Origin of the sequence: Hyphomonas sp. (assembly GCF_041689225.1) — a bacterium.
In the GTDB taxonomy this organism is placed as follows: Bacteria; Pseudomonadota; Alphaproteobacteria; order Caulobacterales; family Hyphomonadaceae; genus Hyphomonas.
Genome location: NZ_JBDNGN010000069.1, coordinates 13,169 through 29,633, shown reverse-complemented (window position 1 = coordinate 29,633; position 16,465 = coordinate 13,169). Strand labels below are relative to the sequence as shown.

Below are 16,465 nucleotides of genomic sequence, written 5' to 3'. Positions count from 1 at the left end.
CAATGAAGGATATCTCGACGCTCGCACGTGACCTGATGCAGTCCCGGCTGGAAGACCTGACAGCTCGCGAGCGCCGCGTCCTCGAACGGTTCGTCCAGCGCCGCAGGATATCGAGCAATGTCGGCCGGATGCTCGAGAAGGAATCGACATTCGGGGACCGGCTGGCCGACAAGGTTGCCGAGTTCGGCGGGTCGTGGATGTTCATCAGCCTGTTCGGACTCGTCCTCGTGATCTGGATCGGCGGCAACACGGCTCTGGTCCTCGACAAGGCACACGCCTTCGATCCCTACCCCTTCATCTTCCTAAATCTCATCCTGTCGATGCTCGCCGCCATACAAGCACCGGTCATCATGATGTCGCAGAACCGACAGGCCGCGAAGGATCGCGCAGCTGCCAATTACGACTATGAAGTGAACCTCAAGGCCGAGCTGGAAATCCTGCAGCTTCACGAGAAACTGGACGAGATGCGGCAGACCCAGCTGACCAGCCTCCTTGAATCGCAGGCCGCGCAACTGGCCCTGCTGGAAAAGCTGTCTGCCGCATCGACAGACGGCGCACACAAGGATGTCTGAGCCCACCACACCGCTCATCTCCGCCTCACCCAAGCCAGCTCTCCCGCCCTGGAAGCGCCATGCCATACTGACCGTGGTTGCCGTCCTTTTCGTTCTCGCAATTGTCGCGATCCACACCGAAATCCACCACCTGTCGGTGCACAAGATCTATGCCGAACTACGCGCGCTATCCCTAGAACAGATCCTGCTCGCCTTGGCCGGGGTCGCGATCAGCTATCTGGCGGTGACCGGCTATGACACGCTGGCCCTTCGCTACGCCGGCAAACCGCTCGCCTATGCCAGGACGGCGTTTGCCTCCTTCACCTCCTACGCCCTTTCAAACACGCTGGGCCTGCCGCTGCTGACCGGCAGTGCCGTGCGCTATCGCCTCTATTCAAGCTGGGGTCTCACCGGACAGGAGATCGGGGTCCTTGCCGTCATCACCGGCGTCACACTTTATGTCGGCGCCCTCGCAATCGGTGGCACGGGGCTGCTTGTCGAAGCCGCACGGTTCGAAACCGTGTTCCACATCCCGGCCGCGCTGGCCTACCTGCTCGGCACCGCCTGCCTCATTGCTGTGTGCACATTTCTCTTGCTGGCCGGGCAACGAGGACGGACACGTCACATCCGCTCGGTCGATTTCACCACGCCGGGCCTGCCTGTCGCCACGGGGCAACTCCTCGTCAGCATGGCCGACTGGGCCGGGGCGAGCCTCGTCCTGTTCGCCGTCCTGCCGCCCGACACCGGCCTGTCCTACCTCGCCTTCCTGCCAGTCTTCGTGGCCGCCTGCTTTATCGGCGGCATCAGCGGCCTGCCGGGCGGCGTCGGCGTGTTCGAGGCGGTCATCCTGCTGATGGTGCCGACGCAGAGCAACGAAGCCCTCGCCGCGAGCCTGATCGCCTACCGTGTCCTCTACTACCTGATCCCGCTGGGCGTCGCCGCCACCCTGCTCGCCATGCATCAGGTGCCGCAAGCCGGCGCCCAGCTGAAAGGCGCCGCCGCCAGGGCGCAGGACATCACCGAGATATTCGCACCGACCCTGTTCTCGGTGATCGCCTTCGTCGCAGGGGCCTTCATGCTGATCTCGGCCACAACTCCGACGCTGGCAGGTCCGCTCGAAGCCGCCGGCCGCATCCTGCCGCTGCCGGTGATCGAGCTCTCCCACTTCCTCGCCTCGATTGTCGGCGTCCTGCTCCTCATCGTGGCGCTGGGCCTGCGCCAGAAGCTCGACCATGCCTGGACCATCGGCATGATCCTGCTCGTGCTCGGTATTGGCCTGACACTTCTCAAAGGTGCCGACCCACACGAGGCGGTCCTGCTCGCCGTGTCGCTCGGGCTCCTCGCAACATCGCGCAAGGCGTTCTATCGCAAGACTCCGCTCAGCCAGGCCCGACTCAACTTGCCTTGGGTTTTGGCCATCCTTGGCGCCATTAGCGCGGCTGTCTGGCTCGGCTTCTTCTCCTATGAACACGTCGCCTATCGCGACGAACTCTGGTGGAGCTTCTCGGTCAACGGCCAGACGTCCCGGTTTCTCCGCGCTACGGCGGCCCTGCCCATCGTCCTCCTGCTCGTCTCGCTCTGGCGCTGGCTCCAACCTGCCATCGGCAAAGGCATTCCGTCGGACCCCGTCGATCCCGCCACCTTGAAGCAGATTCTTACCACGGCCGAATTCGGCTATTCCGATGGCGCCCTTGCCCTGCTGGGCGACAAGCAGTTCCTGATGAGCCCGAGCGGCCAGAGCTTCATCATGTATGGTGTGCGCGGACGCCACTGGATCGCGATGAGCGAACCGGTCGGCAAGCGCGACGAGATCGCCCCCCTGCTTTGGACATTCCGCGAGCAGGCAGACCTCTATGGCGCCGATCCGGTATTCTACTCTGTCCGGAAAGAATTCCTCCCGCTCGCGCTCGACCTTGGCCTCACGGCGCAAAAGATCGGTGAGACTGCGCTTGTGCCGCTGGCGAAATTCTCGCTCGAAGGGCCTGCCCGGTCCGGCTTACGCGCCAGCCACAAGCGGGCACTACGCGACGGCCTCTCGTTCGACGTCATTTCGCAAGGCGCGTGCGACGACATGCTGCCTACGCTGCACACGATCTCCGACGAATGGCTCGACATCCATGGCGGCGCAGAAAAAAGCTTTTCGCTGGGGCGGTTCGATCCTGACTATATCCGCAATTTCCCCATCGCGGTCGCCCGTCTTGATGGCAACATAGTTGCCTTCGCCAACCTGATGTCGACTTCTGACGGGCGCGAGATGGCCATCGACCTGATGCGATACGGTCATGCGGCGCCCAAGGGCGTCATGGACTTCCTGTTCATCGAACTCATGCTCTGGGGCAAGGAAAAAGGCGTGCGGGCTTTCGACCTCGGCATGGCGCCGCTGTCCGGACTTGAAGGCCATCGCCTCGCAACGCTCACATCCAAGCTTGGCGCCTTCGTCTATGAACACGCCAACAAGATCTACGGCTTCGAAGGGCTGAGGAATTACAAGAAGAAATTCGATCCCGATTGGGAGCCGCTCTACCTCGTCGCCCCGGCGGGCCTCTCCCTGCCCATCGCCCTCGGCGATGTTGCCATCCTGACCAGCGGCGGCCTCAAGGGCATGTTCACCAAGGCCTGAGGCTCAACACTCGATGACGTTGACCGCTAATCCGCCTTGGCTCGTTTCCTTGTACTTGGATGACATGTCGAGACCGGTCTGGCGCATTGTCTCGATCACCTGGTCGAGCGACACCTTGGTCTGCTCCACCGAATGAAGCGCGAGCCGTGCGGCATTGACCGCCTTCACCGCGCCTATCGCATTGCGCTCGATGCAGGGGATCTGCACCAGCCCGCCAACCGGGTCGCAGGTCAGTCCGAGATTATGCTCCATGCCGATCTCGGCAGCATTGGCACATTGTTGCGGCGTGCCCCCCCATACCGCAGCCAGCCCGGCAGCCGCCATGGAGCACGCCACGCCCACTTCTCCCTGGCATCCCATCTCGGCACCGGAAATGGAGGCGCGCTGCTTGTACAAAAGGCCCACGCCACCCGCTGTCAGCAGGAATTTTTGCAGTCGCACTGCGGCGTCTTCCGCATCGACGCAATAATGTTTGATCACGGATGGAATGATCCCGGCTGCCCCATTGGTCGGCGCTGTGACCACTTGGCCGCCGCTGGCATTCTCTTCATTCACCGCCATGGCATAGACATTCAGCCAGTCAAATATCTGCTCGCGCTCATTGGACTGCGGCGACGCCTGTAGTTTCTTCCATATCTCAGGCGCCCTGCGCCGCACTTTCAAGCCACCCGGCAACACGCCTTCGCGCGTCAGCCCTCGCTCGATGCAATCGAGCATGACATCGGCAATCCGGTCGAGCGCCGCTTCCGTCTCGACCCGCGGCCGCATCGCATCTTCGTTGGCGAGGATAACATCGTGAATGGAAACGCTCCTGTCAGCGCAGATCGACAGAAGGTCTGCAGCCGACGCAAAAGGATGCGGAACCTCATTACCCGTCTTTACGATATCGTCGGCTGGCGGGGCCTTTAGCTGTTTTGCCGTGGCTATGAATCCGCCGCCGGTGGAATAAAAGGTCTCATCCTGCAACACGTCGCCACTCGCCGAAAAAGCGCGCAGCCTCATCCCGTTCGGATGCAATTTCGGCAACACATGATAGGCAAATACAATATCCGCCTCCGGATCGAAATCGATTGGTCTCCCACCGACGAGAGGGAGGCGTTTACCGGTATAGACGTCTGCCACCTGCGCGTCGGCGGTATTCGGGTCCAGCGTCTCTGGTTCCAGCCCGAGCAAGCCCAGCACCACTGCCTTCGGCGTCGCATGCCCCACACCGGTCAGCGCGAGCGAGCCCTGGAGCTCGACCTCGATCCGCGCCACCTGCCCCAACACGCCTGCCTCACTCAGCGACGCCACAAATCGGTTGGCTATCCGGATCGGCCCCACGGTATGTGAGCTCGACGGGCCAATGCCGATACGAAAGAGATCGAGGACCGAAAGCATGAATATGCCCGTAAATGGCTGGCAGGAAGGACAATGCCTGCCCGTTGCCGCTTACTAAGGCAAGGGCTTCCTGCGCTGGGTGGCCGTTACGTCATGGCCATAGATCCAGTCATTGCGTGACTGCACGAAGCCCGGCGCAGCACGACCCGCCAGCCACATCGGGCCATACGTCGCCAGTTGGGTCAGCGGATTGTGCCGATGAAACAGTTTCGCATTCGCCCGTGCGCCCGCCTGCACAGCACTTGTCCGCCTCTGTCGGTCCGCTTCGTAATCCGCGACAGACGTTGCGATATCGGTTCCCTCGGACAGTCGCGCGGCAAGCACCCAGGCATCCTCCACCGCCATCACAGCGCCTTGGGCGAGGAATGGCAGCATCGGATGACAGGCATCACCCAGCAGCACGACCCGGCCGTCGCTCCAGCGGGTCAGCGGCGCGCGATCATAGAGCGCCCAGCGGTTCAGCTTGGTCGCGTTCCGGATCAGGCTCAGGATCACGGGATGAAATTGGGCAAAGGCGTTGAGCGCGTCTTCTTTCGCGCCTTCGCCGGACCAGGATTCCACCTGCCAGCCATCATGCTCGACAACGCCGACAAAATTCGCGAGCAATCCGCTGCGCAACCGATAGGTCACGGCATGGCGGCCTTTGCCGACCCACGCGCAGGCGGTCGGCGGCGGCAGGTCCTTGCCCAGTAGGTCAATCGGCACAACGGCGCGCCACGCGACATTACCGGTGAAACGCGGCATGTCCGGCCCCAGCATCTGCTCTCGCACGACAGAATGTATACCATCGGCCCCGACCAGCACGTCCGCACTGAGGCGCGTCCCGTCTTCGAGTTCGACCGTAACGCCGTCTTCATCCTTGACGTAACGGGCCAACTTCGCGCCCAGCTTCACGGCCTTCGGGGCGCGCTCGGCCAGTTCATCGCTCAGCGCGGTGATCAGGTCGGCCCGGTGAAGGTGGAGATAGGGTCCGCCCCAGCGGTCAGCCGCAGCCAGGCCCAGCGGGATATCGAAGACGACACGGCCGCTCTCGCCGAGACGCATTTCGATGCCTTCCGGCTGGAACGCATTTTCGGCAATCCGGTCGGACAGGCCCAGCGCCTCGAACACTTTCATGCCATTGGGGCTGATCTGAAGCCCTGCGCCGACCTCGCCCAGCGAATCAGCCTGCTCCAGGACCGTTACACCATGCCCGAATTGCGTGAGCGCCAGTGCGGCCGTCAGTCCCCCGATACCGCCCCCTGCAATCAGGATTTTCATGGCCGAGCCTCATCTGGGCGTTTTACGACGATCTTCCTTGCCTCCGAGCAGGATGTATCGCCGGTCGCAATACTTGCACTCGACAAAGTCCTCATCGCCCATCTCGTACCACACTTTCGGGTGGCCAAGGGCCCCGCCGCCGCCATTGCAGGACACCTTGCGGCTGGTCGCCAGCACGATTTCAGGTGGGCTGAAGACATCACGGGGTTTTTCCATCGGTCGCGGCTTTCCATGGAGTTTACGGCGCGAGTCCTTGTTCGCGCTGCTTCATCGACTTAACTAGTCCGCAGGGCCGCGCTGCGCAAGATCGCCCTGCTATAGCATTGAGGCCCGAATGACTGACGCGACAACCGCCCCCGAATACGCCATCGAAGTCGAACACCTTGAGAAAATCTATCATGCGTCCGGCAAGATGCCTGAAAAGCACGCCCTGCAGGATATCAGCCTGCGCATCCCGCGCGGCTCGGTATTCGGCCTGCTGGGCCCCAATGGTGCTGGCAAGTCGACCTTCATCAACATCCTCGCCGGACTCGTGAACAAGACATCCGGTACCGCGCGCATCTGGGGCCTCGATATTGACAAGCATCCGCGCCAGAGCCGCGCCGCCATCGGTGTCGTGAACCAGGAAATCGTCGCCGACCCTTTCTTCACGCCCATGGAGATGCTGGAGCTGATGGCCGGGTTCTATGGTGTGCCGAAGAAAGAGCGCCGAAGCTTGGAAATCCTCACCGCCCTCGGCCTCGACGACAAGGCCGACGCCTATGTGCGCCAGCTGTCTGGCGGCATGAAGCGCCGGCTTATGGTCGCCAAGGCGCTCGTCCACAATCCGCCTGTCCTGATTCTCGATGAACCGACGGCTGGTGTCGACGTGGAACTGCGCCGCTCGCTCTGGACCTATGTACGCGAACTGCATGATCGCGGCACCACGATCATCCTGACGACTCACTATCTGGAAGAAGCCGAAGAGCTCTGCGATTCGATCGCCATCGTGAACCATGGCGAAATTGTCGCCTGCGAACCGACATCGAAACTGCTCGCTCGCCTCGACTACAAGACGCTGGTTATAACCCCGAAAGAAGCACTCAGCGCCGTGCCGGCAAGCCTTGCAGGCCTCGACGCCCAGATCCGCCCGGACGGCACGCTGGCGGTCACGTTCCGCACCAGCGAGACGGGCATTGGCCGACTGCTCGAACAGGTCCGCAGCGCTGGAATCAGTATCGGGGACCTCGTTACCGAAGCCCCCGACCTGGAAGATGTGTTCTTGTCGCTGACCCGTGAGCCGGAGACGGCCTAGACGCTCGCTTTGATCCAGTCAGTGATGGCCTGCTTGCTCATCGCGCCGAGATGGGTCGCGGCAACCTTGCCGTCCTTGAACACCATTAGGGTCGGCATGCCGCGAATGCCATACTTGGAGGCAACCATCGGGTTCTCGTCGACATTGATCTTGGCGACTTTCACCTTGCCGGCCATATCAACTGATACGGCTTCGAGATGCGGTGCCATCTGCTTGCACGGGCCGCACCATTCCGCCCAGAAATCCACCACGACAGGCACGTCGGACGTCGCGATCACATTGTCGAATTCGTCGTCGGTCACGTTAATTGCAGCCATGACAGGCTCCTCTATCTTGCTTGACTGGATGATACATAGGGACTCAGGGCCGAAGTCAAACCTCACTCTGCGTATGCTTTAGCGCCGCTAATAGGTCCGACTCCGGCAAGACCATGAGTTTCGGCCCGTCCGTCCAGCACAGCGCCGCCACCACCTTTCGGCCGGAATAAGCCTGTTTCAGCACGGCCCAATAGGCCGCCATCTGGGTCATGTACGTGGCCGCGACCTCCGAAACCTTGTCCGGCGCTGGCTGGTCGGTCTTGAAGTCCACGACCAGCACCCGGTCGGGCGTCACCACAAGGCGGTCGACCCGGCCATTGATGATGGTATTCCCCAGCAATTCCGGATCTGTGCCAATCACCGCCGCCTCGGCCCGCCCGCCCGGCGCGAATACCCCGGCCATGGCCGGGTCCTCCAGCACGCCCATCGCCGCGCCCAGCATCTCGGTCCGCTGAGCATCGTCAAGTTCAACATCCCGCCCGAGGAATTCCCGTCCCGCATCTTCACGTCGCGCCTCGGGAAGTTCCGGCAGGTATTGCAGCAAGGAGTGGATCAGCCGTCCGCGCTTCATCTGCGCTTCACGGTGCGGGCCGAACGGGGCCAGCACAGGCGTACGGCGCGACAGGAGACCGGTCGGCGCACTCAGGCGCCGCGCCGGGCCATCGACTGGCGGCGGGCGTAGCGCCCAGTCCGGAACGCCCCCCTGCCGAACCCTTGCCGCCCCCTCATCACCCTTCAAAGGCCCCGGCACCCCATGCCGACGAACACCCTCATTTTCCTCTGGCGCAAACGCATTCATCGCGTCGGCACAGAGCGCATACCAGGATTTCTTGTGATGGCCTTCCTTGCCGCCGCCATGCCAGTGCCCGGCGATAATCAGCCTGTCCTGCGCCCGTGTCAGCGCCACATAGAGCAGCCGCCAGTGCTCCTCCTCCGCCTTGGCATCTGCAATAGATCGTGCAGCAAAAAGCTCCGGCGTGTCGGCATCCTTGCGCGGTGACCAGACCGGTACGCCGTCCAGATCGAACATGCGCGCAGAACCGCCACGTGGCCCCGCCGTCGTGTCCGGCAACACCACGACCGGCGCCTGCAGGCCCTTGGCCCCATGCACCGTCATCACCCGCACTTCGCGCTCCGGCGCCGCCAAATCCCGTTTTATTTCAGCGTCATGTGCCTCCATCGCCGCGAGGAAGCCCTGCAGCGAAGCCGGGTCCACCGAATCATGTTGCAGCGCCCGTGACATCAGCGCCTCGACCGGATCGCGCGCCGGGGTCCCCAGCCGCGCATTGATCTTTTCCCAGCCTGTCTGGCCGTCCGCACCGGCCTGGTCCATCACGGATGACAGGAATTCGTAGGGTGGCAGATGCGTCCGTTCCAGCAGGCCGCTCAGGAAATCAGCTGCTGCCTGTATGTCGGGATCCTTGCTGTCATGTATACGACGCCACAGCGACACGCCTTTGTCGCGCTCGCCAGCGAGTGGATAGAGATAGCGATCATCATCCACCAGGCCGAGGAACGGCCCCCGCAGGATTTCCGCCAGCGTCAGGTCCGCCTCCGGCAACACGGCAAACCGCAACAGGTTCAGGCAGTCCTGCACGCCGATATGGTCGAGCAGCTTCAGCCGGTCGGCGCCCGCAACCGGCAGGCCAACCGATTTTAGCGCCCCGATCATCGCATCGAACAGGCCGCCCGTCCGTCCGCGCACCAGCACCAGAACGTCCTGCGGCTCCATCGGCCGGCGCACCCATGACCGGTCCGGCAATTCCGCCCAGATCGTTTCGCCACTGTCGATCATGTCCCTGATCTGGATCGCAAGGTGCCTGGCCAGCTGCGCCTTGGGCGAGGCTGAGCGCATCGCATTCACGGGCCGGTCCCACGCATCCTCGGGAACATCCTCGGCCATCGGCTCGATCGGCCACAGCTCGACACAGCCCGGCTGGCTCGCCCGTCGCGCGGTATGCATCACGATATCGGCTGTCAGGGGCGCCGACGGCGCATGCGCCGCATCAATCGGCGGCGCGCTGTTCCAGACCTGATCGACGAATTCCAGCACCTGTGGCGACGACCGGAACGACATGTCCATCGACAGCTGGAGCATATCGGACGAGCGCAGGCTGAGTTCCTGCGCCTTGTCCCGGAACTTTGACGGGTCAGCGCCCTGGAACGAGTAGATCGACTGTTTCTCGTCGCCCACAATGAACAAGGTGCGCGGATCCTGCTGACGCTCGGCGCCAATCCCGGAAAAGAATTCCTCCGTCAGCGCCGTGATCAGCTCCCATTGTGGCGGGCTCGTGTCCTGCGCCTCGTCGAGCAGGACATGGCTTAGACCGCCGTCGAGCTTGTAGAGCACCCAGTCGGACATCCCGTTCTGTGTCAGCAGGAGGCGCGTCTTATGGATGAGGTCGTCAAAGTCGAGCGCTGCGCGCGCGGCCTTGGCTTGCTGATACGCTTGCAGGGCTGGAACGCCGACGCGCAGCAGGGCTGACGTACGCTCAAATGCACTCGCGCGGGCGAGCAATTCGGCCAGTTGGCGCACGCGGGCCACTTCCCGGCCTTCACCCTCCTTCATCTGGAACAGGTCGGCGATCAGCGGCGACTGCTTCACGCTCGCTGCCGTGTACGGGTTCGACTTGCGATAGTCGCCACTTCCCGTGGTGAAGATGCCGCGATAGATTTCCCACCGGTCTTCCGGCTGGGTGCTTTCGAGAACCGCGATCAGCGCCTCGGCTGTCTTCTGGTCCGTCGCCCCGCCAGCCAGCAGAACCGGAATGGCCGCTTTGATGTCATCCACCGGCATCGCCTCGCCCATCGCCAGGTCCAGCATTTCCACTGCACTGACCTCCGGCGCGTTGAGGCCCTCGCGCAGCGCGAAATCCATCGCATCGAAATCAAAACCGTGCGCCTCGACAAAGTCGAGCACAGCGCTGGCCGACCAGCGCAGCATGTCGAGGCTTGCCATCGCCCCATCATGTCCGCCCTCCAGCGCGAGCAGGTCGAGAAGCGCAGGCGACGCGTCCCGGGCCTGCAGCACGGCGCGGCCGCGTGCAGTTTGCCAAAGGACGGCGGCCTCATCCTCTTCGATCTCCGTAAAGCCTGGCAGCACGCCCGCTTCCTGCGGGAACCGTCTCAGGATGCGTGCGCAGAAAGCATGGATGGTTTCGATGCGCAGGCCGCCGGGCGACTCAAGCGCGCGGGCAAACAGCGCGCGCGCCGCTTTCAAATCGTCGGGCTTGTAGGCGGCGTCGGTCCGCCCTTCCAATTTGGCCAGTTCCTCGCGAAGCCTCTCATCCTTCATCACCGACCAGCGGCCGAGTGTCTTGAACAGGCGCGACAGCATCTCGCTCGCCGCTGCCTTGGTATAGGTGATGCAGAGAATGGAATCGGGCGCGGCTCCGGGCCGCCCATCCTCTCGGCGCAGCAGCAGCCGCGCCACCCGGTCGATTAGGACCTTGGTCTTGCCGCTGCCCGCATTGGCCGACACGAAGGCCGGGATGGCCGGATTGGCCACGGCGGCCTGTACGCCAATTGCGCTGAGGAAAGCGTCGGCTTCGTCGCTTTCGAAGACCGGTTCGAAGGGATCAGCCATTGTCGCGCTCCCCGTCTTCGGTGTCGCCCGCCCATTCGGCGCGCCGCGCCAGCCGGTTGAAGCCATTGTCATATTTCACGAACTTCACGCGCGGCGCCGACAGGAAATTCGTGTCGGGCTGGCGATAATTGGCGATCAGGCGTTTGACCCCGGCTTCCGCCTTGTCCGCGAGTTCTCCCGGCGTCGCGGTCAGCGCCTTGGACACGCCCACCAGCCTTGCATCCGGCTTGGCCTTGAATGCCACGTATTCCAGCGCAGCGACGGTCGCTGCCGGAATGCCCTTATAGCCGCCCTCGCGGGCGATCAGCGCCTGAAGCGGCATCTGCTGACTCAGCTCCGTCGCGATCTCCTTGTCCGATGGCGGACTGCCTGTCTTGAAATCCACGATCACCAGTTCGCCATGAGCTGTGCGCTCAATCCTGTCGGCATTGGCCGAAAGCGTGAACGGATAGCCTGCAATGTCGAATTCCAGCCGGCCGTTCACTTCCAGCTTCGGCTTGGCCCCGCCTGTGTCGCGCCCGGCCCGCCAGGTCAGGTACCAGTCGACCGTCTTCTGCCACACGGCGCGGCGCGCGGCCCAGTCTTCTTCCGGCTCGCCGACGCGGGCGAGTTCCTGCTCCAGTAGCACCATCAGGTGCGCCGCCGTCTTGGGCGTACCGTCTCCCTCAAGCAATTCCAGCGCATGGTGGATCGCCGTGCCACGCGGCGCAGGGCCGAGCGGTGCATTCATCGGATCAAGCGGCGACAGGCCAAGCACATTCTCAGCCCACATCGCATAGGGATCGCGCTGCAACAGGTCGATACGGGTCACGGACAGGCGCTTCGGCCACCCTTCCGGGTGCCGCGTCGGCTTGGGTTCGGCAGAGAATTCAGCCGGCAGGCTGCCCGTGCCGCGCAATTGCATCGCGGAGACCCATTCCAAAGGGTGCCCATTATCCGGTGCCAGTGCGGCAGCGGCCTTGTCCTCCAACGCGCCTTCGGCGAGCGTCTTCAGACGCCAGACCCAGCGCGAGGCGACCGCTGGCGCATCATCGCGCCGCGCTGCGTACAACATCACGACCTTCGGCGCACAGGCCAGCTGCGCGAAATCATGCGCCGACAAGCCGAGGCGGTCTTCCGGATCGTTCAAGCCAAGTTCGGCCCGGAACCGCCGCGGCAGGAATGCGTCGGGTGGCGGACGATGTGGCCACACATCCTCGTTGAGGCCAGCCAGGATCACCCTGCCGGCCGATTGCAGGCGCGCTTCCAGCGGGCCCCAAATCGCGAGGCGCGGATGTTCCACAAGTCCGGCGCTGACCGTAACCTGCGCACTCTGCGCATGGATCAGCTCGACCAGCGCATGCGGCGGCATCGGCCCCAACTGTTCGGAGATTTCCCTTATACTGACGAACAGGTCGGACGCCTTGCGACCATCCTCGCCCGCCCAAGGCAGCGGCGCTTCGCTGATCCGCCCCGCCAGCGCAGCAATTCGCGCAGCTGCGTCACTGCCATCGACTTCGGCCTGTTCGGACAAATCCGCGCCTGTCTCGGCGAAATCCGCAATCAAACGGTCGACAAGGGCAATCGCCTTTTCCTGATCGGCGCGGTCAAAACTCGGATAGGGCTCGATCTGGTTGCGCGTATCGATACTCTCCCGCAGGCCTGACAGGTCACGCCAGCGCCGTGGCCCTCTCAGGAAATGCCGTTCCAGCGTCGCCAGCCCTTCGCGGTCCTTCACGAAATCATGTTTCATCGCGGAGGTCAGCGCGACCGGTTCTGATGGATCGATGGCCCATGTCGCGCACAGGCCGATCAGACTGCCTGCGGGGGTTCGCCCCAGCGGCACACCCGCCGACGGCGGCACGTCCACGCCCCAGCGCTTCAGCAGGGCTGACACACGCCGCGCCATGCCCGCGTCAGGCGTGACCAGCGCTGCCGACTCGCCCGGCGTTTCCAGCGTCTCGCGCATCAGCAGGGCGGCGGCCTCGGCCTCTGCGGCCTCGTCCGGCGCTTCGATCACAACCACCCCGTCCAGCGCATCTGTCGCAAATCCGGGAACCGTGGAGCCTGTAGATTCGGCCAGCGTCTTCAGCGTGTCGCGCCAGTCCGCCGTCGCGTCGGCAGGCGCCAGCGCCTCGTGGATCATCCGGCGGCGGGCGGCATCGATCGCGCTCTGCGAAATGCCGGGCCAGATTCCGACGTCACCGGGCGGCACGTTCAACTGGTCCAGGGCATCAATCAGCGAGTTCTGCGGGTGGCTCACCGACCCGCGGATCGCGTCCCACGCAGCGTCATTCGCATCCATGTCGAGTCCCGGCAGAACGATCAGCCCCTTGGGCAATTTGAGCGCCGCTTTCATCAGCACCCGCCCGGCAGGCGTGGCACCAGTCGAACCCGCGATCACGACCGGCGCGTCAGGCGGCTTGGCCGCCCAGTCTGCGGCGAGCGCCTTGGCCGCAGCGAGACGCCGGGCGAAAGGGTCCATCGCATTGTTGGCATCCAGCCATTCCGGCCACGCCTCGGTAATGATTTTCAGGAATTCAACCGAGCCATGCCAGTGCGCGGCGAGATCGGATTCCGCGACCAGTCCGTCCAGTTTCGACCAGTCCACTTGTTCGCTGAGCGCCGCCTGGTCCAGCAGGCGCGACAGTTCGCGCGCCGCCGCCAGCGCCGATGCAGGCGGCAGGTCGATCCTGTACCTTGCCGCATAATAGCCCCGCACGAGGCTGGCGAGCGCGCCCAGCCGCCGCGCAGGCGACATGGCAGGTGGCAGGCCGGCCAGCGCCGTCTCCGCGTTCGGCGGCGCTTCCTCGCTCTCGAGATCGCCCAGCGTACGCACGTCCGGCGGCAGGATCGGCTTGCCGCCCGCCGCGTCGAACAGGGCAAGTATCAGCGCCCGCGCCGACCGGCTGTTGGGCACATAGATGATCGCTTCACTCAGGGCATCGGGCCGGTCAGAGAGGCCCGTCTCTCGCGCCAGCGTTTCCGCCAGGACGCGCAGGAAATTCGCACCCGGTGGGATCGACCAGACTTTCGGGCGCCCCGCACCGAAGACCTGCGCCTCATTCGCCATGGCAGCGCAGCCACATCTCGGCATCCTTCAGCGCGCCGGGATCGCCGACATGCAGCCAGAACCGGTCCAGCGGCCAGCCCATCAAGCGGCGCTCCGCGATCAACCGGTCCCAGACCCGCAGCGCCGAAAAGCGCTCGACCGGTTCGGCATCATAGAGTTCCGGCTTGATGATCCGCGCACCGGCATAGGCCCAGGGTGCCGAATTGGCATCGCCCCGGCGCACCATGCGGTGGTCCTCGCCAAGGAAGAAATCGCCCGCGCCGTCAAAGCCAAGGCATCGCCCCGTATCGGCCACCATCAGCAAGGCGTCTGCATATTCCGGATCGAACGCGTCTGCCAGCGCGACAAGCGGCGCGCCCGATTCCGGCGCCCAGAAGGCATCCGTGTTGATCACGAAGACCGGGTCGTCGCCGAGCAATGGCCGCGCCTTGGCCAGCGCCCCGCCTGTTTCCAGCACCTCGCCGCGCTCGTCCGAAATCACGATCTCAAGGTCCGTCCGCGCCGCCAGGTGCGCCTCCACCTGTTCGGGAAGGTAGTGCACGTTCACGATCGCCCGCTTGACCCCGGCGGCGGCGAGCGGATCCAGCATCCGGTCAATCAGGCGCTTGCCTGCCACCGCGATCAGCGACTTGGGAATCTCATCCGTCAGCGGCCGCATGCGGGTGCCAAAACCGGCGGCGAGCACCATGGCGGTGTGTGGAACGGGAACACTCATGGCTTGGCCTCGAAGACGAAGGGCGTGGTCTCGCGCACAAAGGTAGACATGCCTTCAAGCGAAGGGTGCGACAGGTTCCTGGCGAGAATGGAAAGTTGCCGCGGCTGGAAATCGCCATAACGCGGCTTGCCATCACGGATTATCAGCCGCGCGAACACGCCCGCAATGCGCAGGGCATTCAGCGCGCCGATCACTGCGAGCCGCTCATCGAATTCGGTGCGAGACTTGCCGGTCCGGTCGAGATAGTGCCGGACCGCCGCCTCCGCCGCCTCAGGCGATACGGCCCTGCGCGCATCCTGCGTCAGCATCGCCATGTCCCAGGCATCCCAGCCTTTGACCGCGTCTTGGAAATCCAGCAGGCCGATCCGTCCGCCCTCCAGCCAGAGCAGGTTCTCGGCGTGGAAGTCGCGCAGGGTAAATGTGCGGGGGAAGGCCATGGCCTGCTCGATCAGGGCATCGCGCTCGCGCTCCCAGCGGGCCCGCGTCGGCCCCGTCAACGCAGCCCCGCCCGCCTGTTGCGGCAGCCAGTCGGCATAGAGGTCGGCATTGGTCGCCAGCGCCAGCCGGTCGAATTCCAGGATCGGCCAGACCTCGCCATGCGCTTCCAGCCGATCCGGCACGGGAAGGGCGTGCAGTTTCGTCAGCACGTCGGCGGCGGCGACATAGGCTTCGGTCTCATCGACCAGTCCGCGCTCGATCTGGCGGGCGAGTTCCCTGCTGTCCCCGAAGTCCTCGATCAGAGCGAGGCCCGCTTCGGTATCGTGCGCCAGCACGCGTGGCGGGTGAAAACCCAGCGATGCGAGATGCCCGGCCAGCAGGACGAACGCGTCCACCCGCGAGGCCGCCAGACGGGTCTGCGCGTTCCAGCCCATGGCGTTGCGAACTGATTCATCGGCGTCCGGCGGGCAGGGATCGGCCTCGATGCGCGGGGCATCCATCAGCAGGGCCCGCGCGGCATCTGGCCGCACCAGCCGGATATAGCGGCGTGTCGAGGCATCCTGTCCAAGCGGCGTGCGCACGGCATCGCCCCACCCGGCACTCGCCAGGAAGGTATCGATCAGCGCGTTACGGTGACGAGAATCGAAATCCATCCAGCTGCTTCTGCCAGTCTTCGCCGACCGGTTCCAGCCTTGCCAGGCGCTGCTCCCCAAGCATTTCAAGCGTCAGGTCCAGTCGCACCGTCGGCAAATGCCGCCCTGCACGTTCCGGCCACTCGATCAGGGCCACGCCCGCCTGCGTTTCGTCCCAGCCAAGCTCCTGCACCTCATCCGGCCTGTTCAGACGGTACAAATCGAAGTGCCATATGGGAAAACCGGGACCATCATAGGCCTGCACCAGCGTGTAGGTCGGGCTCGGTACGTCCTCATCCGCGCCGCACAGCGCCTGTATCAGGCCCCGCGTCAGGGTCGTCTTGCCGGCACCCAGTTCGCCATGCAGCGCGATCACATCTCCCGCCTTCAGCAGGCCGGCCAGCGCCGCGCCGAGAGCCCGCGTCGCCGCATCGTCCGCAAGGGTGAATGCGTGTTCCATGACGGGGTATATAGAGGATAAGGCCGCATTCGCTATCGTCATTTACCGGTGCGCGTCGGGGCAGTTCTTGACACCCGGCCCTGCGGCTGGAACTCCAGTGCGAGAAAGTATTGCAAAGTTGACGCAGGCGTCATAATTTGTACGAACCGAATTTGGAGCG

General features: G+C 64.1%; 12 protein-coding genes. 3 read left to right on the top strand and 9 right to left on the bottom strand.

Annotation, left to right across the window (positions count from 1 at the left end; all coding sequences use genetic code 11):
* The first annotated feature begins 2 nt into the window (after positions 1 to 2).
* Both ACESNB_RS06180 and mprF read left to right on the top strand, forming a co-directional pair.
* Complete coding sequence (locus ACESNB_RS06180) at positions 3 to 572, top strand: DUF1003 domain-containing protein (RefSeq protein WP_373005401.1); 570 nt, start codon at positions 3 to 5, stop codon at positions 570 to 572.
* Positions 565 to 3,171 (top strand): bifunctional lysylphosphatidylglycerol flippase/synthetase MprF, encoded by a 2,607-nt coding sequence (gene mprF, locus ACESNB_RS06175; protein WP_373005399.1) that lies wholly within the window; start codon positions 565 to 567, stop codon positions 3,169 to 3,171. Before ACESNB_RS06180 ends, mprF begins: the two co-directional genes overlap by 8 nt.
* Positions 3,172 to 3,174: 3 nt before the next feature.
* Here mprF and ACESNB_RS06170 read toward each other — a convergent pair whose 3' ends face one another.
* Genes ACESNB_RS06170 through ACESNB_RS06160 form a run of 3 tightly spaced genes read right to left on the bottom strand, consistent with a single transcriptional unit; the run spans position 3,175 to position 6,027 of the window.
* On the bottom strand, positions 3,175 to 4,551 hold the full coding sequence (locus tag ACESNB_RS06170) for an L-serine ammonia-lyase (protein WP_373005397.1): 1,377 nt from the start codon (positions 4,549 to 4,551) through the stop codon (positions 3,175 to 3,177).
* A 54-nt stretch (positions 4,552 to 4,605) separates the two neighbouring features.
* Positions 4,606 to 5,811, bottom strand: a complete 1,206-nt coding sequence (locus tag ACESNB_RS06165; RefSeq protein ID WP_373005395.1) for an FAD-dependent monooxygenase — start codon at positions 5,809 to 5,811, stop codon at positions 4,606 to 4,608.
* A 9-nt stretch (positions 5,812 to 5,820) separates the two neighbouring features.
* Entirely contained in the window at positions 5,821 to 6,027 is a 207-nt protein-coding gene (locus ACESNB_RS06160; RefSeq protein ID WP_373005393.1) for a zinc-finger domain-containing protein, read from the bottom strand.
* Between the two features lie 118 nt (positions 6,028 to 6,145).
* Between ACESNB_RS06160 and ACESNB_RS06155 the strand changes: the two genes are divergently transcribed.
* Entirely contained in the window at positions 6,146 to 7,105 is a 960-nt protein-coding gene (locus ACESNB_RS06155; RefSeq protein WP_373005391.1) for an ABC transporter ATP-binding protein, read from the top strand.
* Here the strand turns inward: ACESNB_RS06155 and trxA are convergent.
* From trxA to tsaE, 6 genes are read right to left on the bottom strand one after another with little or no spacing between them, the layout of a single operon-like run.
* Positions 7,102 to 7,422 carry a thioredoxin gene (gene trxA / locus ACESNB_RS06150; RefSeq protein ID WP_373005389.1) on the bottom strand — a complete coding sequence of 107 codons (321 nt, stop codon included), beginning with the start codon at positions 7,420 to 7,422 and terminating at the stop codon, positions 7,102 to 7,104. The two genes, ACESNB_RS06155 and trxA, sit on opposite strands and share 4 nt — an antisense overlap.
* Positions 7,423 to 7,477: 55 nt before the next feature.
* The gene (addA, locus tag ACESNB_RS06145) at positions 7,478 to 11,008 is read right to left on the bottom strand and encodes a double-strand break repair helicase AddA (protein ID WP_373005387.1); all 3,531 of its coding nucleotides are present in this window, start codon (positions 11,006 to 11,008) and stop codon (positions 7,478 to 7,480) included.
* Entirely contained in the window at positions 11,001 to 14,060 is a 3,060-nt protein-coding gene (gene addB, locus ACESNB_RS06140; protein ID WP_373005385.1) for a double-strand break repair protein AddB, read from the bottom strand. The genes addA and addB overlap by 8 nt, the downstream gene beginning before the upstream one ends.
* The gene (locus ACESNB_RS06135; RefSeq protein WP_373005383.1) at positions 14,050 to 14,775 is read right to left on the bottom strand and encodes a nucleotidyltransferase family protein; all 726 of its coding nucleotides are present in this window, start codon (positions 14,773 to 14,775) and stop codon (positions 14,050 to 14,052) included. The genes addB and ACESNB_RS06135 overlap by 11 nt, the downstream gene beginning before the upstream one ends.
* Entirely contained in the window at positions 14,772 to 15,866 is a 1,095-nt protein-coding gene (locus ACESNB_RS06130) for an aminoglycoside phosphotransferase family protein (RefSeq protein WP_373005381.1), read from the bottom strand. The genes ACESNB_RS06135 and ACESNB_RS06130 overlap by 4 nt, the downstream gene beginning before the upstream one ends.
* Complete coding sequence (tsaE, locus tag ACESNB_RS06125; RefSeq protein ID WP_373005378.1) at positions 15,841 to 16,305, bottom strand: tRNA (adenosine(37)-N6)-threonylcarbamoyltransferase complex ATPase subunit type 1 TsaE; 465 nt, start codon at positions 16,303 to 16,305, stop codon at positions 15,841 to 15,843. The genes ACESNB_RS06130 and tsaE overlap by 26 nt, the downstream gene beginning before the upstream one ends.
* Positions 16,306 to 16,465 lie beyond the last annotated feature (160 nt).

Coding starts and splice junctions, on each gene's coding strand:
- ACESNB_RS06180 (WP_373005401.1), top strand. CDS start 3: ATGAAGGATATCTCGACGCTCGCACGTGACCTGATGCAGTCCCGGCTG.
- mprF (WP_373005399.1), top strand. CDS start 565: ATGTCTGAGCCCACCACACCGCTCATCTCCGCCTCACCCAAGCCAGCT.
- ACESNB_RS06170 (WP_373005397.1), bottom strand. CDS start 4,551: ATGCTTTCGGTCCTCGATCTCTTTCGTATCGGCATTGGCCCGTCGAGC.
- ACESNB_RS06165 (WP_373005395.1), bottom strand. CDS start 5,811: ATGAAAATCCTGATTGCAGGGGGCGGTATCGGGGGACTGACGGCCGCA.
- ACESNB_RS06160 (WP_373005393.1), bottom strand. CDS start 6,027: ATGGAAAAACCCCGTGATGTCTTCAGCCCACCTGAAATCGTGCTGGCG.
- ACESNB_RS06155 (WP_373005391.1), top strand. CDS start 6,146: ATGACTGACGCGACAACCGCCCCCGAATACGCCATCGAAGTCGAACAC.
- trxA (WP_373005389.1), bottom strand. CDS start 7,422: ATGGCTGCAATTAACGTGACCGACGACGAATTCGACAATGTGATCGCG.
- addA (WP_373005387.1), bottom strand. CDS start 11,008: ATGGCTGATCCCTTCGAACCGGTCTTCGAAAGCGACGAAGCCGACGCT.
- addB (WP_373005385.1), bottom strand. CDS start 14,060: ATGGCGAATGAGGCGCAGGTCTTCGGTGCGGGGCGCCCGAAAGTCTGG.
- ACESNB_RS06135 (WP_373005383.1), bottom strand. CDS start 14,775: ATGAGTGTTCCCGTTCCACACACCGCCATGGTGCTCGCCGCCGGTTTT.
- ACESNB_RS06130 (WP_373005381.1), bottom strand. CDS start 15,866: ATGGATTTCGATTCTCGTCACCGTAACGCGCTGATCGATACCTTCCTG.
- tsaE (WP_373005378.1), bottom strand. CDS start 16,305: ATGGAACACGCATTCACCCTTGCGGACGATGCGGCGACGCGGGCTCTC.